20 protein-coding genes are annotated in these 20,486 nt (G+C 60.4%); 13 read left to right on the top strand and 7 right to left on the bottom strand.

Annotated features, from left to right (window positions below; translation table 11 throughout):
- Positions 1-48 precede the first annotated feature (48 nt).
- Positions 49-1,164: an S-(hydroxymethyl)glutathione dehydrogenase/class III alcohol dehydrogenase gene (locus CKO36_RS07210; protein ID WP_200282635.1), complete on the top strand. Its 1,116-nt coding sequence runs from the start codon at positions 49-51 to the stop codon at positions 1,162-1,164.
- Positions 1,165-1,174: 10 nt separating this feature from the next.
- Positions 1,175-2,011, top strand: a complete 837-nt coding sequence (gene fghA, locus CKO36_RS07205) for an S-formylglutathione hydrolase (RefSeq protein ID WP_200282632.1) — start codon at positions 1,175-1,177, stop codon at positions 2,009-2,011.
- Between the two features lie 221 nt (positions 2,012-2,232).
- Here fghA and CKO36_RS07200 read toward each other — a convergent pair whose 3' ends face one another.
- Entirely contained in the window at positions 2,233-2,502 is a 270-nt protein-coding gene (locus CKO36_RS07200) for a type II toxin-antitoxin system Phd/YefM family antitoxin (protein ID WP_200282627.1), read from the bottom strand.
- Positions 2,503-2,700: 198 nt separating this feature from the next.
- Here CKO36_RS07200 and pcp point away from each other — a divergent pair, with 198 nt between their 5' ends.
- From pcp to CKO36_RS07185, 3 genes are all read left to right on the top strand, one after another.
- On the top strand, positions 2,701-3,375 hold the full coding sequence (pcp, locus tag CKO36_RS07195; protein WP_200282624.1) for a pyroglutamyl-peptidase I: 675 nt from the start codon (positions 2,701-2,703) through the stop codon (positions 3,373-3,375).
- A 763-nt stretch (positions 3,376-4,138) separates the two neighbouring features.
- A complete protein-coding gene (locus tag CKO36_RS07190; RefSeq protein WP_200282621.1) occupies positions 4,139-4,975 on the top strand; it encodes a PstS family phosphate ABC transporter substrate-binding protein in 837 nt (278 codons plus the stop codon).
- 24 nt (positions 4,976-4,999) lie between these two features.
- Positions 5,000-6,910, top strand: a complete 1,911-nt coding sequence (locus tag CKO36_RS07185; RefSeq protein ID WP_200282618.1) for a putative bifunctional diguanylate cyclase/phosphodiesterase — start codon at positions 5,000-5,002, stop codon at positions 6,908-6,910.
- A gap of 18 nt (positions 6,911-6,928) precedes the next feature.
- On the opposite strand, the gene CKO36_RS07180 is transcribed toward CKO36_RS07185, so the two are convergent.
- Together CKO36_RS07180 and CKO36_RS07175 are read right to left on the bottom strand one after the other, a co-directional pair.
- A complete protein-coding gene (locus tag CKO36_RS07180) occupies positions 6,929-9,079 on the bottom strand; it encodes an NAD(+) synthase (RefSeq protein ID WP_200282615.1) in 2,151 nt (716 codons plus the stop codon).
- A complete protein-coding gene (locus tag CKO36_RS07175; protein WP_200282612.1) occupies positions 9,069-10,004 on the bottom strand; it encodes a sensor histidine kinase in 936 nt (311 codons plus the stop codon). Before CKO36_RS07175 ends, CKO36_RS07180 begins: the two co-directional genes overlap by 11 nt.
- 310 nt (positions 10,005-10,314) lie before the next feature.
- On the opposite strand from CKO36_RS07175, the gene CKO36_RS07170 reads away from it, so the two are divergent.
- On the top strand, positions 10,315-10,602 hold the full coding sequence (locus CKO36_RS07170; RefSeq protein ID WP_200282609.1) for an encapsulin-associated ferritin-like protein: 288 nt from the start codon (positions 10,315-10,317) through the stop codon (positions 10,600-10,602).
- A gap of 61 nt (positions 10,603-10,663) precedes the next feature.
- Entirely contained in the window at positions 10,664-11,284 is a 621-nt protein-coding gene (locus tag CKO36_RS07165) for a hypothetical protein (RefSeq protein ID WP_200282606.1), read from the top strand.
- A gap of 43 nt (positions 11,285-11,327) precedes the next feature.
- On the opposite strand, the gene rlmKL is transcribed toward CKO36_RS07165, so the two are convergent.
- Together rlmKL and CKO36_RS07155 are read right to left on the bottom strand one after the other, a co-directional pair.
- Complete coding sequence (gene rlmKL, locus CKO36_RS07160; protein WP_338053435.1) at positions 11,328-13,562, bottom strand: bifunctional 23S rRNA (guanine(2069)-N(7))-methyltransferase RlmK/23S rRNA (guanine(2445)-N(2))-methyltransferase RlmL; 2,235 nt, start codon at positions 13,560-13,562, stop codon at positions 11,328-11,330.
- A gap of 47 nt (positions 13,563-13,609) precedes the next feature.
- Positions 13,610-13,840 (bottom strand): hypothetical protein, encoded by a 231-nt coding sequence (locus CKO36_RS07155; RefSeq protein ID WP_200282604.1) that lies wholly within the window; start codon positions 13,838-13,840, stop codon positions 13,610-13,612.
- Between the two features lie 159 nt (positions 13,841-13,999).
- Here CKO36_RS07155 and CKO36_RS07150 point away from each other — a divergent pair, with 159 nt between their 5' ends.
- Positions 14,000-14,329, top strand: a complete 330-nt coding sequence (locus tag CKO36_RS07150; RefSeq protein ID WP_200282602.1) for a hypothetical protein — start codon at positions 14,000-14,002, stop codon at positions 14,327-14,329.
- A gap of 74 nt (positions 14,330-14,403) precedes the next feature.
- Here CKO36_RS07150 and CKO36_RS07145 read toward each other — a convergent pair whose 3' ends face one another.
- Together CKO36_RS07145 and CKO36_RS07140 are read right to left on the bottom strand one after the other, a co-directional pair.
- Positions 14,404-14,592, bottom strand: a complete 189-nt coding sequence (locus CKO36_RS07145) for a hypothetical protein (protein WP_200282600.1) — start codon at positions 14,590-14,592, stop codon at positions 14,404-14,406.
- Between the two features lie 66 nt (positions 14,593-14,658).
- Complete coding sequence (locus CKO36_RS07140; protein WP_200282598.1) at positions 14,659-14,964, bottom strand: DUF4342 domain-containing protein; 306 nt, start codon at positions 14,962-14,964, stop codon at positions 14,659-14,661.
- A gap of 75 nt (positions 14,965-15,039) precedes the next feature.
- Here CKO36_RS07140 and CKO36_RS07135 point away from each other — a divergent pair, with 75 nt between their 5' ends.
- The 5 genes from CKO36_RS07135 to rng are packed head-to-tail and all read left to right on the top strand — an operon-like array spanning position 15,040 to position 20,475.
- A complete protein-coding gene (locus CKO36_RS07135) occupies positions 15,040-16,509 on the top strand; it encodes a TldD/PmbA family protein (protein WP_200282596.1) in 1,470 nt (489 codons plus the stop codon).
- A complete protein-coding gene (locus tag CKO36_RS07130) occupies positions 16,506-17,858 on the top strand; it encodes a metallopeptidase TldD-related protein (protein WP_200282594.1) in 1,353 nt (450 codons plus the stop codon). The genes CKO36_RS07135 and CKO36_RS07130 overlap by 4 nt, the downstream gene beginning before the upstream one ends.
- Before the next feature lie 32 nt (positions 17,859-17,890).
- A complete protein-coding gene (rlmH, locus tag CKO36_RS07125; RefSeq protein ID WP_200282592.1) occupies positions 17,891-18,361 on the top strand; it encodes a 23S rRNA (pseudouridine(1915)-N(3))-methyltransferase RlmH in 471 nt (156 codons plus the stop codon).
- Between the two features lie 3 nt (positions 18,362-18,364).
- Positions 18,365-19,024, top strand: coding sequence for a Maf family nucleotide pyrophosphatase (locus CKO36_RS07120; RefSeq protein ID WP_200282590.1), 660 nt, complete (start codon positions 18,365-18,367; stop codon positions 19,022-19,024).
- Positions 19,021-20,475 (top strand): ribonuclease G, encoded by a 1,455-nt coding sequence (gene rng, locus CKO36_RS07115; protein WP_200282587.1) that lies wholly within the window; start codon positions 19,021-19,023, stop codon positions 20,473-20,475. The genes CKO36_RS07120 and rng overlap by 4 nt, the downstream gene beginning before the upstream one ends.
- Positions 20,476-20,486: the final 11 nt, after the last annotated feature.

Raw genomic sequence — 20,486 nt, 5'->3', positions numbered from 1 at the left:
GTTAGTCTGCCGTTTTGAATAATTCCAAAATAATCCGAGGAAGCTTCCATGAAAGCGAGAGCCGCGATCGCCTGGGAACCGAAAAAACCCCTTGTCATTGAAGACGTCGAAGTCGAAGGTCCGCGCGAGGGCGAGGTGCTGTTGAAAGTGCATGCCAGCGGTGTCTGTCATACCGATGCATTTACGCTGTCCGGCGAAGATCCTGAGGGTGTTTTTCCCGCTATTCTCGGACACGAGGGTGGCTGCGAGGTGCTCGAATGCGGGCCGGGGGTTACCAGCCTGAAGCCGGGCGACCATGTGATTCCGCTTTATATCCCCGAATGCCAGCAACCGACCTGTCCCTACTGTAGCTCGAACAAGAATAACCTTTGCCAGTCGATCGCGGGCACTGTCTGGACCGGATTCATGCCCGACGGCACGCGCCGTTTTAAGGTGGGCGGCAAGGAGATTTACCACTACATGGGCTGTTCCACATTCTCCGAGTACACGGTGGTCCCGGAAATCGCTCTCGCCAGAATCAATCCCGAGGCACCGCTTGACATGGTTTGCCTGCTCGGCTGCGGGGTAACCACGGGCATCGGCGCGGTGTTGAATACCGCGAAAGTCGAAGCCGGTGCCTCGGTGGCGGTTTTCGGACTCGGTACGGTCGGCCTGTCGGTTATCCAGGGTGCGGTGATGGCGAAAGCTGAGCGCATTCTGGCGATCGATATCAACCCGGACAAGGAAGAGATCGCGCGCCAGTTCGGCGCCACCGATTTCGTCAATTCCGCCGAGATTGACGGTTCCATTCCGGAATACATCCAGGAAATGACCAATGGTGGCGTCGATTACTCCTTCGATTGCACGGGTATCGTTCAGGTCATGCGCGACGCGCTAGAATGCACGCACATGGGTTGGGGCACCTCGTGCATCATCGGTGTGGCCGGTGCCGGCGAGGAAATTCGCACGCGCCCGTTCAATCTCGTCGTCGGCCGGCGCTGGATCGGCACCGCTTTCGGCGGCGTCAAGGGCCGCACCGAGTTGCCGGGGATGGTCGATCAGTACATGAATGGACAGATAGAGCTCGAAAAGCTGGTCACCCATACCATGCCGCTGGAGGAAATCAATACTGCCTTCGATCTCATGCACGAGGGCAAAAGCATCAAGTCTGTGATCAGGTTCTAGGCTATCGGCGATGAAGAAAATCGAAAGTATCAAGGAGAGTGGCGGTTACCTCAATCGCTACACACACATGTCCTCCAGTTGCCAATGCGAGATGACTTTTTCCGTCTACTTGCCGCCGCAATCAAGGAATGCGAAGGTGCCGGCGCTATACTGGTTGTCGGGGCTGACCTGTACCGACGACAATGCACGCACCAAGGGCGGTTTCCAGCGTTTTGCGGCGCGCCACGGCATCGCCATTGTGTTTGCCGATACCAGCCCGCGCGGTGACGCTGTCGCCGACGCGCCCGAACGTTACGATCTCGGCCAGGGTGCCGGCTTTTATGTCAATGCCACGCAGGACCCCTGGAAACCGCATTACCGGATGTACGACTACGTCACGGCGGAGTTGCCCGCCCTGATCGAAGCGGAGCTGCCGCTGCAGGCCGGAGTCAGGTCGATCAGCGGGCATTCTATGGGCGGTCATGGAGCGTTGATCTGTGCGCTCAAACAGCCCGACGCCTGGCGCTCGGTATCGGCATTCGCACCGATCACCAATCCCGTTGACTGCCCCTGGGGAGCAGGCTGTTTCGGCGCCTATCTCGGTGACGACCGCGCGGCCTGGGAAGCTTACGACGCCACCTGTCTGATTCGGGGCGGTGCGCGTCTCGACGATATCCTCATTGACCAAGGCGATGCCGACGAATTCCTGCACGAGGGTCAGCTGCTGCCGAGCCATTTCCAAACCGCCTGCGAAACTGCGGGGCAAGCACTGACATTGCGCATGCAGCCAGGCTACGACCACAGCTACCATTTCATCGCCAGCTTCATCGAAGACCACTTCGAGTACCACGCCGCGCGCCTGAAATAAGCGCCGGTCGCCGGATGAACTGACGGACGGTCCACCGCAGCTCGTAGCGGTTGCCGACGTGGATATGGCCGGATCGCCTTCGACGTGATGCTCGAAACTGGTGTGCTCATCAATTCCTTGCCGCAGTAAGAGGACGAGTGGGCGCACCCGAGCGCTGCGAGAATCCGGCGCCCATCGCTAACATCCATCGCGACGAGGTTGGGTCGTAACGAGCGCGAAGCTCATGCTTCGTCTGCGTCCAGCGCATGCATCAGTGAATCTGCATCCGAGTAGCGGCGAGTTCGACCGGCCTCGAAATCAGCCAGCGAGGCACGGAGACGTTCCCTCGCTGCTTCCTGCTGAGCCTCTTGCAGTTTGGCATAGGCGGCTTCGGTCAGCACGACATAGCTCCGGCGATTGTTTTTGATGATATGTACCGGGCCGTTGTGAAGCACCTCGTCCACGGCTGCGATTCCGTAGCGCTTGATCTCTTGGGCTGGAATGCTGTTCATGGGCGTTCCTGATACTCAAATCGGTACCGAGTCAAGCACTTCCAGAGGTGCGGGTCAAGGTCGCTATCGATTTTCTGCATGCGGTCGATCAGGCGCATGTTCGCCGTTGACCTGGTTCCCGACGACCGATAATCTACGCGCTGACACCCATACTAGATCCTCAGGGTGGTGTTGATCAGGCCGAGAGAGGCGGACACGATGAGCACGATTCTGCTGACGGGTTTCGAGCCCTATGGAGACACCCCGATCAATCCGGCCGAGCGCGTCGCGCGTGCACTGCATGGCCGTTTGATCGATGAGGCGCGCGTGGAATCGCGCATCGTCCCTAACAGCTTCTTCGTCTGCATTGATGTGGTGCGCGAGGCCATCGCCGAGTTGCATCCGGACGTCGTCGTCATGCTTGGCGAGTACCCGGGGCGGTCGATGGTCACTGTGGAGCGGATCGCGCAGAACCTCAACGATGGCACCCGATACGGTCTACTCGACAACGCGGGCCGGGCTATGCAGGGCGAGATGACGGTGCCGGATGGGCCGGCGGCCTACTACAGCACGTTACCGATCCGGGCGATGGTTAAGGCAATGCGCGCGGCTGGGGTGCCGGCAGATATTTCAGATAGCGCGGGTACCTTTTGCTGCAACCACCTGATGTATGGCGTGTTGCATCACCTGTCCCTGCCGGTCGAGGGCACCAAGATCAGGGCGGGCTGGATCCATCTACCGCAGCTGCCCGAGGTGGCGGCCCGGCCCGAGAATCTCGGTGTGCCGAGCATGTCGGGCGAGACCGCCGCGACGGGGGTCGAGGCCGCCCTGGCCGCAATTCGGCGCAATCCTGCAGATATCGACGAGCCGAGCATCTCGCGCCTGTTGCTCTGAGTGCGGGACTCCGAAGGCGATGGAGATCGAACGCCTCGCCGCTTTCTGGTCCGGCCTCGGTGCGGTTGGTGGATGCAATCGGCCTGGCTTCCTCTGTTCAGGTGGTGGTGGGCAGCGGATCGGTGCCCTCGCTAAGAATGGTGAGGTATATGCGATAGCTGAAGACGCGGCCTCGCTTGCGGCCGTGATGCGTTCGCGATCTTCCTTGAATAAATCAACAATACGTGTGGCGGCGTCGAATGCCTGGTTCGCAGTCTCGGCCACGCCGACAAGGAAGAAGTCGAGCCAGGCTTCCCAATGGCCGTGCTCGCGGACTTCCTGAAGGAGTCGATAGTAATCCGTGCGATGTGTCTTGAGAAACAGGCTGAGATAGAGGAGCGGTTTCTGCAGCACGCCGTCCGCTTTGCAGCAGTCGCGCATGCATCTCGCGGATTAATCGCAGGGACAGTGGAAGTTCTTGCAGCCTTTCCAACCCGTACATCATCGCATCGACGTAGTTTGAGACCTCGCGGATGTCGGCGATCGGCTGGCCGGCTTGCGCTTCGGTCTCGAATATAGAGGAAGAGTTCCTGGCGCGTCAGCAGTATGGTGATGCCGTCTAGCCGTCCCAGAGCGCGCTCGGCAAGGCTGAGCCGATCCAACGGTGGATCAGGTGCATATTCGTCGTTGACCTCGTTCCCAACGACCGATAATCTACACGTTGACACCCATACGGGATTCTCAGGGTGGCTTGGATTTCCTATCCTTTATGGAGGGGGCCACGATGCCGGAACGAAGCCTGTCTCGACGCCTGACTGTCATCGCCGCTGCGGCGTTTGCCGGTATGGTGTCCATGTCTACGGTTCTTGGCGCTGAGGCAACGCTCACCATCGGCGGCACCGGTGGCGCGCTCGGTGGCATACGGCTTCTTGCCAAGACCTTCGCGGCATTCTATCCCCACGTCGAGGTGGAGATCCTGCCCAGCCTCGGTAGCACCGGTGGCATCAAGGCCGTGCTGGCTGGGGCCATCGACCTGTCGGTTTCCGCGCGCGACCTGAAGGACAAGGAACGCGCCGCAGGCGCCATTGACCAGCCCTACGCGCGGACTGCGGTGGTCCTGGTGACCGGCGAAGGCGCCGACCTGAAACAGATCTCCGGGGGTGCGCTTGCCGACATCTTCGTCGGCGCGACCGAGACCTGGCCAAACGGCACGCCGGTGCGCCTGATCCTGCGCCAGAAGAACGAGAATGACATCGGCTTCCTGCGCAAATTTGCCACCGGCATGGACGACGCCGTGGACGCCGCCTACCAACGCAACGGCCTCCTCATTGCCACCAACGATCAGCAAAACGCCGATTATCTGGAGAAGCTGCCCGGCTCGGTCGGTGTCTCGACCCAGGCCCAGATCCTGTCCGAAGGCCGCCGGTTGCACATCGTCGGCGTTGACAAGCCGGCACCGACCATTGCCGACCTGAAACGCGGTGCCTATCCGCACGTCAAGACCTTCCGGTTCGTTACCAAGATCGACGCTCCGGAAGAGACCACGGCCTTTATTGCGTTCGCGCGCTCGCCGCAGGGGCGGGAAATCCTGCGGAACTCTGGACATCAGCCCGTCGACTAAGGCCGCCGAATACGGTGCATCCCCATGCCCAACATCACCCATTTTCACCAACGCATTGCCAAGGGGACCACGGTCGTCGCCGTGACTGCCGCTACGCTGCTCACGCTCGCCGTGCCGGCATTCTTCTTCTTCTTTGGTTATACAAATCTGGCGAGTGGGTTGCGGGCCGAATCCTACTTCCTGTCGCAGAATCTGTCCACCATCGTTAGCCAGAATCCGAAACTGTGGACGTTCGAGACATCGCGCATCAATGACATGCTGCGGGTCTGGGACCAAAAACACGCCGCTCATGACGGACATCGGATGGCCGTTTCCTGGGTGCTGGACGCCGACGGTGCGATCGTCGCCATGCACGGAGAAGATGACCAGGAACTTGGCTTGAGTACCATTGTCGCCCGTCACAGTATTTTCGATTCCGGCCGGAAAGTGGGTACCCTCGTTCTCAGGCGATCCGTTTCGCAACTCGTCAACAATACGGTTCTGGTGTTCCTGGTTTCGCTTGGCTGCGGTCTTGGGCTGTTCTACTTCCTGAGGGTCGTGCCGATCCGCGCGCTCACGGAAACCGCCAGACAGGTCACGTTTCTGGCGACCCATGACGACCTGACCGGACTGCCGAGGCGGCACTTGTTGGAGAGCCGCCTCAGCGAAGCCATCGTCACGGCTCGCCAGACTGGCGGCCTCGTTGGCGTGATGATGATCGATCTCGACAAGTTCAAGGACATCAACGACGGCTACGGCCACCATATCGGTGACGCAGCCCTGCGCGCCCTAGCGGAGCGGATGATGGCGGGGCGCAGCCGCAAAGACGTCCTGGCGCGGATCAGCGGCGACGAGTTCTGTCTCGTGCTGCCGGCGCTCGAGAGCCGCACTTACGCGATTGGCGTTGCGGAGGCGTTGCTGGAATCCGTCGCTCGCCCAATCGTCGCGGGGGGCCACAAACTCCATATCGGCACCAGCATCGGTGTCGCCGTCTTTCCCCAGGATGGAGCCACCGGCGACGAGCTCATGGTCAATGCCGGTGTCGCACTTAGCAAAGTCAAAAGCGGCGGCCGCGGCACCTATCGTCTGTTCGACCAAACGATGCGTGAGCACGAAGAGTTTCGGCGCATGATCGAGCGGGACATGCACATCGCGCTTGAGAACGTCCAGTTCGTCATGCACTACCAGCCCCAAATCGACCTGACGAGCGGCAAGCTCGTCGGTGTCGAGGCGCTGGTGCGCTGGCGCCATCCGGAACGCGGGTTCATCGGTCCTGCGGAATTCATCTCGGTCGCCGAGGAAAGCGGCCTGATCGGCCCGCTCGGCGAGTGGATCCTGGCACGCTCGTGCCAGGACGCCGCGCAATGGAGCGGCATCAAGGTCTCGGTGAACATCTCACCGGTGCAGTTCCGCGAGCCGGCTCTCGCCGCCAAGGTTTCGCGGATCCTATCGGAGACGACGCTGCCCCCCAGGCTCCTGGACTTGGAAGTCACCGAGGGCGTGCTGATTTCCGACACCGAAAAGGTGCTCGATATCGTACTGCTGTTGAAGACGTTTGGCATCGGCCTGTCGCTGGACGATTTCGGCACCGGCTTTTCGTCGCTGCGCTACCTGCAGAAATTCCCCTTCGACAAGCTGAAGATCGATAGCAGCTTCGTGCGCGGCATCAACAGTGACATGAAGGACGCGGCGATCATCCGCGCCGCCATTAGCATGGGTCGGACCATGGGCCTCAGGATCAACGCGGAGGGCTTTGAAACCGAGGACCAGATGGACCAGCTCTCGGCGATGGGCTGCGACGAAGTGCAGGGGTATTTCTACAGCCGGCCGGTGCCGGCCAAAGACATCCCGGCGCTGATCGACACCGACTTCCCGATTTCCAACGCAGACCGCAAGCGGCCGAAACTGGTGCCTGTGGTGCCCGAGGTCCCGGCCGTCTCCGGCCACCGGTCCTGACGGCCGGATGTCGCGGTATCAAACTCCCACTGGAGGTGCTGACGCACCATCAGGAGAGACGCCTGGTAGATTTTGGTGTAGCTCGTCGATCCAGGCATGAGCGACGGCGTCGCTTGGTGCGCGCCAGTCTCCGCGTGGGGAGAGGGATCCACCGGAGCCGACTTTGGGGCCATTGGGCATGCAGCTGCGTTTGAACTGACTGCTGCCGAAAAAGCGTGTCAGGAACACTTCCAGCCAATGCTGAATGGTGTCGAGGTCGTAGGCGTGTCGGGCATCGGCGGGGATACCGTCCGGCCAGGGTTCGCGCGCGCGATCATGCCAGGCGTGCCAGGCCAGAAAGGCTACTTTGCTGGGTCGAAGCCCATAGCGGCTGATGTAGTAGAGATTGAAATCCTGCAAGGCGTAGGGGCCGATGATGTCCTCGGTGCGTTGCAGTCCGCCTTGGGCATCGGGCGGAACCAGTTCGGGGGAAATCTCGGTATCCAGAATGCGTTGCAGCACTTGATTGGTCGCCGCGTCGAACTGACTGCTGTCAATCAGCCAGCGGATCAGGTATTGGATCAGTGTCTTGGAGACGGACGCATTGACGTTGTAATGCGACATCTGATCGCCCACACCATAAGTGGACCAGCCCAGCGCGATTTCCGACAGATCCCCGGTGCCGAGAACCAGGGCTTGCTGATGATTGGCCAGCCGGAACAGATGTGAAGTTCGCTCGCCAGCCTGTACGTTCTCGAACGTGACATCATGCACCGGCTGACCAGCGGCAAAGGGATGGCCAATATCCTTGAGCATCTGGGTGCAGGAGGGACGGATGTCGATTTCCTGGGCGGTGACGCCCAGTGCCTGCATCAGTGCCCAGGCGTTGGCGCGCGTGGCTGCGCTGGTGGCGAAACCGGGCAGCGTGTAGGCCAGGACGTTAGTACGCGGTCGCTGGAGCCGATCCATGGCGCGGGCCGCGACCAGCAGCGCCTGGGTGGAGTCCAGCCCGCCGGAGACGCCGATGACGATGCGTTCAATGCCGGTGGCCGTCAGCCGTTTGACCAGTGCCTGCACCTGGATGTTGTAGGCTTCGAAACAGCGTTCGTCGCGGGTGTGGCTGTCAGCGGGCACGAAGGGAAAGCGCTCGACGCGGCGCATGAGTCCGAGATCTCCCGTTGGCCACTCGGGGGTAAAGCCGATGCGGCGCAGTGCACGCAGACGCTCACCTGCGGCGGTGGCGGCATCGGCAAAGCTGCCGCGGCGCCGACGCTCGGCGATGAGTTGCTCCAGATCGACATCACTCAGAATCAGTTGCTCGTCGGGAGCGAAACGTGCGGACTCAGCGAGTAGTTGGCCATTTTCATAGATGACCGCATGACCGTCCCAGGCCAGATCGGTGGTCGATTCACCTGGGCCGGCGGCGGAGTACAGATAGGCGGCCATACATTGGCTGGACTGGGCCGCGCACAGCGCATGGCGCTCGGCGGCTTTGCCGATGGTGATATTGCTGGCGGAGAGATTCAGTAACAACGTGGCGCCGGCCAGGGCGGCATAGGTGCTGGGCGGAATTGGCGTCCAGAGATCTTCGCACAGTTCCAAATGCAGCACGCAGCCGGGCAGATTGAGCGCCTCGAACAACAGATCATTGCCAAAGGGAACGGACTCACCGAGCAGCCGGATCTCTTGGCTCAGTGCGGCGGCGGCAGGACTGAACTGGCGCTTTTCGTAGAACTCGCGGTAATTGGGCAAATAGGTCTTGGGCACAGCGCCCAACAGCCGCCCCTGGTGCACCGCAACGGCGCAGTTGAACAGCCGATGATCGACCGCCAGCGGCACGCCGACGACGAGCAGGGTGTTGAGCTGACGGCTCGCCGTGCGTATTTGCTCAAGCGCGGTCAGACTGGCATCAAGCAGTGCCTGTTGCTGGAACAGATCCTCATTGGTGTAAGCTGAGAGTCCCAGTTCTGGGAAGAGTGCCACCAGGGCGCCTTGTGCGGCAGCCTGCTCTGCCAGTCGTAGGCTGGCCGCCGCATTGGCGTGTGGATTGGCGACGACCACTTCAGGGACGCACACGGCAACGCGGACCAGCCCTTGGTGATACAAATTAAAAAAGTCTGGCGTATCCTGGTGACCAGGGAGCGGCCCTGGCGCCTGCTCAGGAATGTGCCCGGAGCGCTTAGAGCGCATGGCAATCGCCGGCCTGATGCGGCGCTTTGGGGATGACCATGCGAATGCGCGTGCCGCGATTTAACTCCGAGCGAATCCAGAAGCGACCGCCAAACTGCTTGCAGATAACATACGCCTTGGTCAGTCCGAGTCCGCCCCCCATGGTACGGCGCTGCAGTACATTGGAGGCACGCTGGCCATAATCGATCACCGACTCGATTTCCTGTTCGGGAATGCCGCAGCCAGAGTCCTCCACGCCAATGCATAACTGGTGTTCGTCACTCCAGACACCGGCACTGATGCGCCCACCAGGTTTGGTGTATTTGCGCGCATTGGCCAACAGATCCCTGATCACATCAATCAGCACCGGTGGCATGCTGATCCAGGGATCTTCGGTACTATGAACCTTAAAGTCCACATAATAGTCCTTCGATTGTTGTGCGGCGATGTTGGAGATAATGCGAAACCGGCCTTTGCTGTTTTTTTCAATTGCACCAAAGACTTGCTGGAAATCATTAATCACTTGAGCAATCTTGAAGGTTTTCCAGTTTCCCCGATCATGCATGTGCATCTGGAGGTCATTGATGCGCTGGTGCAGGATCGTAAAAATTGATTCCAGATTTTCCAGCGCCTCCTGCACTGGAGCTGAGTCGCGCATCTCGGGTTTGGTCGCCAGGAGATCCGCGACCTGCTGTTTGATCGCGGCGATGTCCTCATGCAGCCCGGCAATCCGCTGATAAGCCACATCCGGATCGGAAAGGTCGTGTGCAGTTGACATTATGCACTGAATGCTGTCCTGAAGTTCGTGTTCGAGACCGCAAAGATCGGCGAGACAGGATAACTCCAGGTTCACCACATTGAGAATGTTTAGAAAGGAGTGTGTATCCAGCGCGACGGTTTCAGAACTGTCCAGATGCAGCGGTCGGGTAATCTCAATGTCTTTCATGAGTGGCTTGAGCGGTGATGTGAAGCGCGGTGCTCAGGTTGGCCAAAATGCCTGAGCCAGATAGATAAAGAGTAGGGATCGAGTCTGGATCGGTCAAATGCTTCTGCGCGCGAGCAACCGGGCGAGGCAGCGCCGGGCCGCACTGCACTGGCGCAGCTGGGTTAGGATATTGACAGCGGTGAGGGTGGCGAATGCTCAGCATTGAGGATGTCGCTCCCGGGGCAAGTCGCAGGCTGACTTGTCTTTAAGCCCGCTGACTCGGACAATGTAAACTGCAAGTGAGAGCAACATTCAGCGGAGACGATATTGTATGGCAAACGAAGGTTACCACGAACCCATCGACGAGCTGAGCACTGAGACCCGCGATATGCATCGGGCTATTCAGTCGTTGATGGAGGAGCTTGAGGCGGTTGACTGGTACAACCAGCGCGTTGATGCCTGTCAGGACAAGGAACTGGCTGGCATTTTGGCGCACAATCGCGATGAAGAAAAAGAACATGCAGCCATGTTGCTGGAGTGGATTCGCCGCCGGGACAGCAAGTTTGACGGCGAATTGAAGGATTATCTGTTCACCGACAAGGCGATCACCCATCATTAAAAGCCCGGCACGTCCTGGCTCATCCCCCGACTTTAGATGAATCGAAAGAGGAGTAACGTCTGTGACAACATTAGATGCGATACCTGATGCTGAGACCATTAAGGCTGCCATGAAAAAAGCGCGGCTGGTGTTTTTTTTGAATCAACTGCCGTACATTATTCTCTATATCACCACCATCGTATTGGTAGCCATGACCGACCGAGAGCCGACCGAGGCGGTCATCAAGTGGCTCTGGTTCATTCCCGCCGTTGCGCTGGTCGCCATTGTTGGGGGATGGAAATATCATGCGGGTGATACGCCGAAATCCCGTGCTCTTTACCTGGTACGCCAAGTGTTGCATTGGGCGGCGCTGGCGATTGTGGTGCATTATTTCTTCACGAAGGATTTGCTCCACTTCCTGAATGCTGAAACAGACGGCGTCATGATGATCTTTTTGCTCGGGCTGACAGCAATGCTGGCTGGCATCCATGCAGACTGGAAGATGGCTCTGTTCGGAGGCTTCCTGATTTTGAGCGGCGAGACCATCGGGTGGTTCGATGACAATGCCGTGCTCTTGGGAACCGTCGCCGGGGTGGCTTTGGTCGCCATCCTTGTGACCTTACTGGTGCGTGCGAAGTTCAAAAGCAAACACAAAACCGCTGGTACTACAGCCGGTACGATCGCGGCGGGCAGCCACACTTAATCTGCCACATTTGAGTCTGGTGTGGCGCCCTGTGATGTGGTGTTCAGGAACGCTGACGCAAGCACCAACAATGATGAATACGCGCGTTGCGCTTAAAATCATTCGGAAGTGTGCGGGGGTTTAGATCCTCAATGTGCCAGTCGGGCAAGGCGTTGCTGTCCAGCTTGAAGCGACGCAGATTGGTGGAAAAAATCAGTTCGCCGTCCGGTTCCAGCAGCCGGGCGGCCTGCTGGATCAGGCCGACATGATCACGCTGGATATCCAGACTGTGGCGCATGCGTTTGGAGGTCGAAAAGCTCGGCGGATCAAGAAAAATCAGCCCGAATTTTTCCCAGCGTGGGCGCTCCAGCCATTGTAGGCAGTCGGCCTGTTCGACCCGATGTTGGGGTGCTGAGAACCCATTGAGCGCCAGATTGCGCTCAGCCCAGTCGCAATAGGTGCGTGAGAGATCCACCGTCAGTGTGGACTGGGCGCCACCGGCGGCCGCATGTACGCTCGCTGCACCGGTGTAGCCGAACAAATTCAAAAAGCGCCGCCCGGAGGCCTGTTGTCCCAGCAGGGCGCGGGTGTTGCGATGATCAAGAAAGAGCCCGGTGTCCAGGTAGTCTTCCAAATTAACCAGCAGACGTAGTCCGGCTTCTTGCACTTCAAACCAACGTCCAATCTGACGCTGCTTTTCATACTGAGCCGTACCGCGCTGGCGTTGCCGCACCTTAAAAAACAAGTCGTCCGGCTTGACACCCAAGAGTTCACCCAGCGTCTCGCCAATCACGCCCATGGCTTCGCGCAGGCGCCGCCGGGCGGTGCGCGGATCGATCTCAGGCGGGGCCGCATATTCCTGCACATGCACGCGTGGGTGCTCCCGGTCCGGGTCATCCAGACAGGTGTACAGATCAATGGCCAGGGCGTACTCGGGCACATCGGCATCATAGAGCCGGTAGCAGCCGATGCGGTGTCGTTTGAGCCAGCGGCTCAGGGCTTTGTGGTTTTTGCGCAGGCGGTTGGCCAGCATCTCCGCACCTGGGCCGCGTTGCTCGGGTGGCAGCGGACGCGGACGTTCATCGACATAGGCCGCAGGGTGGATGTCGAAATGCAGTAACTGGCAGTCGAGTGGGCCGTTGAACAGGCGATGACGGCGATGGGCGCGCAGGCCCATGCACTTGCCGAGGCTCGGATCAGCGGTTAAGACGGCACCCTGCCAGCCCTCGAAGTGGTCGCGCAGCAAGTGCCCGAGCGTGCGATACAGGGGCTGAAGATCTTCTCCCGCGCCAAGCCGCTCGCCATAGGGCGGATTGCTAATCACCAGCCCCTGACTCGTACCGCCGCACGGGCGACAGTCGCTGAGTTCGCGCCGCTCAAAATGTACGCGTCCCTGCAAACCGGCGCGCTCCAGATTGGCATACGCGATGCGAATCGCTGCGCTGTCGCGGTCATAGCCACACAGACGCCCCAGGTGCGCCAGGCCGGCGGTGGCACGTTGCTCGGCTTCTGTCAGCATGGCTTGCCAGAGATGCGGATCATGGCCACGCCAGGCGGTGAATCCCCAGTAGTTGCGCCGCAGTCCTGGCGCCCGGTCAGCGGCCATGAGCGCCGCTTCGATCACCAGGGTGCCGGCGCCGCACAGTGGATCGACCAAGGCGCCTCCGGCAGCGGCAATCTCCGTCCAGTGAGCACGGCGCAGCAAGGCCGCCGCCAAGTTTTCCTTAATGGTTGCCGGCCCGGCCTCGGTGCGATAGCCACGCCGGTGCAGGGAATCCCCCGACAGATCCAGACTCAGTGCCAACTGATCGCGAAACAAGCGGCCATAGAGACGAATATCTGGCTGCACGCGCTGCACAGAGGGCCGCTGTCCACTGCGGTCACGGATTTGATCGACGATCGCATCTTTGATGCGTTGGGCGACGAAATGCGAGTGATCAATTGTCGAGCGCGCGCTGTCAACATGAATTGCTAGGCTTTGTTCCGCGCCGAGATGCGCCGACCAGTCAATGGCGGCGGCCCCGGCATAGAGTGCCTCAGGATCGGCCGCCGGCCAATCACCCAGCGGTAGCAGCACCCGGTTGGCGATGCGTGACCAGAGGCAGACCCGATAGGCATCGGCCAGCCGGCCCTGAAAGGTAACACCCGCACGGGTTTCGCGCGGCTCTGGAATACCCAGATCGCGTAATTCCTCGGCCAGCAGGGTCTCCAGATGCCGGGCGGCGGTGACGAAGAAAGCGTGTGTTTTCAGGGGCGAAGGGTCTGAAGGAAGGACGTCAGTCGAAGATGTATTTGGCACGTTATGGGGGTGTCGATATCAGCGCGCGGTGGAAGTGGGTGGAGGCGTCACAGGGTGGTTGATGGAGGCTCATCTTTCAAAACCTTGTGCAGATAACAAAAGACCTTGCTCAATTTTTCGATCCCTGCATGGTCAAGGTTTCCGTCGATACGCAGATTCAGCCGGCCGTCGCTGTATGTATAGAGGTCAACGTGCAGGTAGTGGGGCTCAGACATTGTCTGGCTAATTTCACTGCACTTGTTGCCAACCTTCTTGATTCGATCATGGTACTCAGTCATGACTACCCCTCTGAAACTGGGTCTGAAAATTCTACCAGCTGCGCCTGGTGGGATCAGGTGATTAGCATTTGGGTTTCTGGGGTATGATTTTTTGGTGTATGAGTGGCGTTTTCATGCGCATGAAATCTGTCAAACAATAGAATCGCAAGGTGGTCGTGAATGTTGACAAGTGTCGAAGGTATTTATGAAAACGGCCGGGTGTACTTGCTGGAACCCTTACCGGAAGTGACGCGGGCGCGGGTCGTGGTTACGGTGCTGCCTGAGACTCGGCTCGGAGCATCTTCGGTGAGTGCTGATGATCAGGCCAGCGCGGCATTGGTCCTCAGCCAGACGGGCAGGGTGGATGAGGATGCGTCCGAAATCAGTGAGCTCGGGCAGCTGCTGTTAAAAGTTCGTCAGCGCGCGCTTGACCAAGGGATGCCGCAGTCGTCGGTTGATGCGATTATGGATGAAATTGTGCGCGGGCGCCGTGCCGAGTCGGGCAAATGATGGTAAAGGCCAAGCCACTCGCGAGATCGCCCGGGCGAATCGCGAGTGGCTGCGTCAACTTAAGTCGTGAGCCTTTACTCAGCAGCTGCTTCAGCTGCGGCTTCCGGGTTCTTGGCCTTGGGCGCGCTGATCAGGCCCTCGGCAAGGAGCACGGCGGCTTTGTCATCGCCGTTGATCGGGCGCTTGCGTGCGTTTGTGACGGCATAGCGCCCGGAGCGCTTCTGGTAAATCCGGTGTTCCTTGGTGCGTTTGATTGCTTTCATCGGTGCTCTGTGGAGTCCTGTCGAGTCAAGTGGGGTTAAAAGGGTCAAGGGGTGTGAGTCCGGGGGTTAGTCCTCGGAGATGGGGCGTTCCTGGCGTGGCTCGACCTTGCGCTGCACGTCTACCTGTACCTTGGTAAAGAGCGCGGCGATGGCGCCGAGGGCCGCCAGAAAGGGGGCAAGCAGTGTCAGGGCACCACCGACGGCGACGCCGGCGGTGAGCGGAATATCCAGCAGCGGCGTGCCGTTGGCCTTACGTATCACCAAGCGCCGAACATTCCCCTCAGCAATGGTGGCTTTGAGGAACTCGAGCAGGTCACGACCAGCAACGGTGGCGCGTTCGGTGATGTTACGATTGGAGCGGTATTGAGACATAACAGGCGGCCTGCGGCGATGACTGGAGATAAAACGGCTGCAGCGAAGCGCAAAGTTTAGCAAAGAGCAATCAAGATGTCCGCACCCGTGAATTTCCATTCGCTCCATGACCTCCAAGCCTTGGCTAAGGTCTTTGCCACTGTGGCGCCAGCGTGCGATTACTGGTCCCTGCGCCTGGTGGCTGAGCATTGGGATCGCCTGGAAGTGCGCCAGGGGGTCATGGAACCGGCAGCGCTGGGCCATTCCCTGGGGGCCATGGTGACCGTGGTCACGCGCGCCGGCCTGGGCTATGCGGCCACCAATGATCTCAGTCGCGCCGGCTTGCGTGCCGCCGGTCGTCAGGCGCGTGACTGGGCGTTGGCGCACGACCAGCATGGTCTGTTCGACGCGGCCCTGCTGCCGCGCGCGACACTGCAAGCGACCTATGACGCGCCGGTGGAGGAGCCGTGGGGTGAGGTGCCGCTGAGTGACAAGCTGGCGCTCTTGCAGCAGGCCAATGCGGCCCTGGCGATCAGCCCGCGAATTCTTGACTGCTCGGCCTGGCTGGGCTGGAACAGTGTGGATCAGCTCCTAGTCAGCAGCGCCGGGGCGCAGATTGCGCATCATCTGGAGTTTTTGCATTCTGGACTGCTGGCGGTGGCCAATGCCGGTGATCAAACCCAGCGGCGGCTCGGCGGTGGCGCGGACTGGCCGCAGCAGGGCGGCTTGGAGCGACTGGCCGCGCTCGGCTTTGTTGAGGCCGCCCCCCAGGTCGCCGAGGAAGCCCTGGCGTTGCTGGAGGCGCCCGAGTGCCCCACCGAGACACTGGATCTGGTGCTGATGCCAAGCCAGATGATGTTGCAGATTCACGAGAGCATTGGTCATCCGCTGGAGCTGGATCGCATCCTCGGCGACGAGCGCAATTACGCCGGCACCAGCTTTGTCACCCCGGCCATGTTCGGTCAGTATCGCTATGGCTCGGAGTTGCTCAATGTCACCTTCGATCCCGGTGTGCCGGGCGAACTTGCCAGCGTAGTGGCCGATGATGACGGCACCCTGGCTGAGCGGGTGCATCTGATTCGCAACGGCGTGCTGGAGCGACCGCTCGGCGGTGCGCTGTCCCAGGCGCGTGCCGGGCTGCCGGGCACCGCTAATGCCCGCGCCAGTGGTTGGGATCGCCCGCCTATTGACCGCATGGGCAATCTCAATCTCGAACCCGGTTCGGCGACCCTGGCCGAGCTGATCGGTGGGGTGGAGCGCGGCGTGCTGATGGAAACCAACCGCTCTTGGTCGATTGACGACAGCCGCAACAAGTTTCAGTTTGGCTGCGAGCTGGGACGTTTGATCATCGACGGTGAGTTGGGCGAGCTGGTGCGCAATCCGGGGTATTTGGGGTGCTCGGCTGAATTTTGGCGCAGTCTTGATGGGGTGGGAGCAGCAGACACCGTGGAAGTGCGTGGCCTGTGCAACTGCGGCAAGGGTGAGCCGAATCAGTCCCTGTATGTCGGCCATGCCTCACCGCCGTGCCGCTTTCGGCAGGTCGATGTCTTTGGAGGTGGCGCATGAGCGCACAGCAGATCGAGGAAGACGCGCGCGACAGCTTCTACACGCTTGCCCGACGACTCAACGCCGAAACTCGCACGGACGAGACCCTGTTCTGCGAGCTGAATGCCGAGCACTCGGACTTTGTGCGCCTGAATCAAAATCGCATCCGCCAGGCCGGGCAGGTGCAGCATGCGCGCCTGAATCTCACATTGATTGAGGACAGGCGCCAGGCCGAAGCGCAGTGCGATCTGAGCGGTGATTTGGCACGGGATTTTGAGCAGGCGCGGGCCTTGCTGCGGCAACTGCGTCTGCGCCTGCGCCATCTGCCCGAGGATCCCTATATTCAGTTCAGCACCGAGGCGACGCGCAGCGACCACTGGCCAACCGTCCCCCTGGTCGCAACCGGCGCGGCGGTGACTGACATCATGACTGCCGCCCAAGGGTTGGATCTGGTCGGCATCTGGGCCAGTGGTGAGCTGACCACCGGGCTGGCCAGTTCGGTCGGGCATTGCCACTGGCATGTGAGTCGCAGTTTTCACTTCGACTGGAGCTGTCATGGCGGCGCTGATTGCGCGGTGAAGGGCTCACATGGCGGGGTGGCGTGGGATGTTACGCCGGTGCGCGAGCGTCTTGAGGCCATGCGCGCGGAACTCGACATCATGACCCGGCCGCTGAAACGGCTGACACCAGGGCGTTATCGCGCCTGGCTTGCGCCCATGGCAGTGGCCGAACTCATTGAGATGCTGGCCTGGGACGGATTTGATCTCAAAAGTCAGCGCACCCGGCAAACGCCGCTGTTGCGGCTGCTCGATGGCGAGGAACGCCTGGATTCTCGCGTTGTGCTGCGTGAAAGTCATGGCGCGGAGGGTACCGGTCTGCTGCCGGCCTTCACCAGCGAAGGCTTTTTGCGCCCGGACACCCTGACCCTAATCGACCAGGGCCAGGCCGGTACGCCGCTGGTCGATGCGCGCGCCGGCAAGGAATTCAATCAGCCGGTGAATGCCGCCAGCGGCGCTCCTGAATCATTGATCATGGCCACCGGCGATCTGGCCGCTGATCAGGTACTGAATAGGTTGGGCAGCGGTTTATTCATCGGCAATCTCTGGTACTGCAACTGGTCCGACCCCAATTATTGCCGCATCACTGGCATGACGCGCTTTGGCACCTACTGGGTTGAGAATGGCATGATCGTCGCGCCGGTTGCGCCCATGCGCTTCGACGACAGTCTCTATGGTCTGTTAGGCGAGCGTCTGCTCGCGCTCGGCGCTGATGCCTCGCTAATGCTGTCGGCGCAGACCTATGGCGGGCGGTCGCTGGAGAGTGCTTGTTTGCCGGGGCTGCTGGTGGATGGGTTGCAGCTGACGCTCTGAGCGAAATGGACTGAACTGAACGGACTGCTGTCATGCGCATTCATCTGCTGAGCGTCGGACGCCGTATGCCGGCCTGGGTCGAACAAGGCTTTCGCGAGTATGCCAAGCGGCTACCGGGTGAATGCGCCCTGCGGCTGGTGGAAATCGATCCGGTTGCACGCACCAAACGCACCGATCCCGCGCGGGCGATCCTGACCGAGGGCGAGCGGCTGCTGCATGCGGTGCCCAAGGGGGCGCGGATCATCGCGATGGATGGCGGCGGCGCGTCCTGGTCAACCGAGGCTGTGGCGGCGGAACTTAAAGGTTGGCTGGCCTCGGGACAGGATCTGGCGCTGCTGGTCGGGGGCGCCGATGGGCTGTCGGCTGAGTGTCTGGCGCGCGCCCAGGGGCGGTGGTCGCTGTCGCCGCTGACCTTCCCGCATCCGCTGGTGCGGGTGATTCTGGCTGAACAACTGTATCGCGCCTGGACCCTGATCCAAGGGCATCCCTATCACCGAGGCTGAATTGTGCCGTCATTCTCAGAGTCTGTTTTTCCACCGGTTTCAGCCGCCTCATCCAGACTGGTGCTGGCCTCCGCCTCGCCACGTCGCCGTGCCTTGCTGGCGCAACTGGGGTTGGACTGTCAACTATGCAGTGCCGATATCGACGAACGTCCGCTGGCTGGGGAGACTCCGCTAGAGCATGTGCAGCGTCTGGCGCTGGCCAAGGCTCAGGCGGTGCAAGCGCGCATGGCGGCTCATCCGCCATCGCTGATTCTGGCCGCTGATACCCTAGTTACGGTGGATGATGATCCCCTGGGCAAGCCGGCCGATGCGCAGCAGGCGGCACAGATGCTCAGGCGTTTGTCCGGGCGCTGGCATCAGGTGATCACCGGCGTGGCGCTGCTGGAGTCCGAGCCGCAGACGGTGACCGTCAGCACTGAGGTGCTGTTTCGCCCGCTGGAGCCGCACGAGATCAGCGCCTATTGGGCGAGCGGCGAGCCGCAGGATAAGGCCGGTGGTTATGGCATTCAGGGACTTGGCGCGCTCTTTGTCGAGCGCATCGAAGGGAGCTATTCCAATGTGGTCGGTCTGCCGCTGTTTGAGACCGGGCGCTTGCTGGCGCGTGCGGGCCTGACGCCCTGGCGCGGCATCAACGACATCCGTCCTGGGGAGCCATGCTGGTGAGTGAAGAAATTCTGATCAACGTCACGCCACCCGAGACCCGGGTGGCGGTGGTGGAAAATGGTGTGGTGCAGGAGATCATGATCGAGCGCACTGATCGCTGCGGTCTGGTTGGCAATATTTATCGTGGACGGGTGTGTCGGGTTCTGCCCGGCATGCAGGCAGCCTTTATCGATATCGGTCTGGGGCGCGCGGCCTTTCTGCATGCCTCGGATATTGTCACCATTGATGGTGAGCCGCGCGGTGAACACATCAATGAGCTACTGCACGAAGGTGAGAAGATTATCGTGCAGGTGGTCAAGGACCCGCTCGGCACCAAGGGCGCGCGTTTGACCACCAGCATTTCCATTGCCTCGCGCTATCTGGTGTTCATGCCCAGCATGACCAACACTGGGGTGTCACAGAAGATCGACGGCGAGGAGGAACGCAAGCGGCTGCGCGACATTATTCAGATCTTCATAGACGACCATCAGATCAGCGGTGGCTTTATCGCCCGCACGGCGGCTGAGACCGTCACCAAGACGGCGCTATGCCGTGATATGGCCTTTTTGGTCAAGCTGTGGCAAAGCATCCAGGAGCGCTTCGATGCCGACTCGGAGGTTGGCCCCATTCATGACGATCTGCCGCTGCCGCTGCGTGCGCTGCGTGATCTGGTGACGCCGCAGGTTGAGCGGGTGCGCATTGATTCGCGCACCACGCTGGAACTCGCCTGCGCCTTCGGTGAGAAATACATCCCCGAGGTGGTGGAGCGCATCGAATACTACGACGGCGAACGGCCGCTGTTTGACCTCTATGGCGTCGAGGATGAAATCAAAAAAGCGCTGCAACGCAAGGCGCAGCTCAAGTCCGGCGGTCATCTGGTGATCGATCAGACCGAGGCCATGACCACCATTGATGTCAACACCGGTGGCTTCGTCGGGCATCGCAACCTCGAAGAGACCATTTTCAAAACCAATCTGGAGGCGGCTCAGGCCATCTGCCGGCAACTGCGGCTGCGCAATCTCGGCGGTATTATTATCATCGACTTTATTGATATGCTTGATGAGGAGCACAAGCGCCAGGTGCTGCGTGCACTGGAGAAATGCCTGGCCCGCGATCATGCCAAGACGCATATCTCTGAGGTCTCCTCCCTGGGCCTGGTGGAAATGACGCGCAAGCGCACGCGCGAATCCCTGGAGCATGTGCTTTGTGAACCCTGCACTTGCTGTGGCGGGCGCGGCTCGATGAAAACCGCCGAGACCACCAGCTATGAAATTTTCCGCGAGATTATGCGCGAGTCGCGCCAGTTCGAGGTGGAAACCCTGATGGTACTGGCCGCCCAAGAAGTGATTGATCGCCTGCTCGATGAAGAATCCGCTTATCTGGCCGAGCTGGAGGAGTTTATCGGTCGTCCGATTCGCTTGCAGGCCGAGGCGCTTTACACCCAGGAGCAGTACGATATCGTACTGATCTGAGCCAACCTGTG

The organism is Rhabdochromatium marinum (genome assembly GCF_016583795.1).
Lineage (GTDB): Bacteria > Pseudomonadota > Gammaproteobacteria > Chromatiales > Chromatiaceae > Rhabdochromatium > Rhabdochromatium marinum.
The sequence above is the reverse complement of the archived record's forward strand: the minus strand, read 5'-3'. Positions and strand labels throughout refer to the sequence as shown.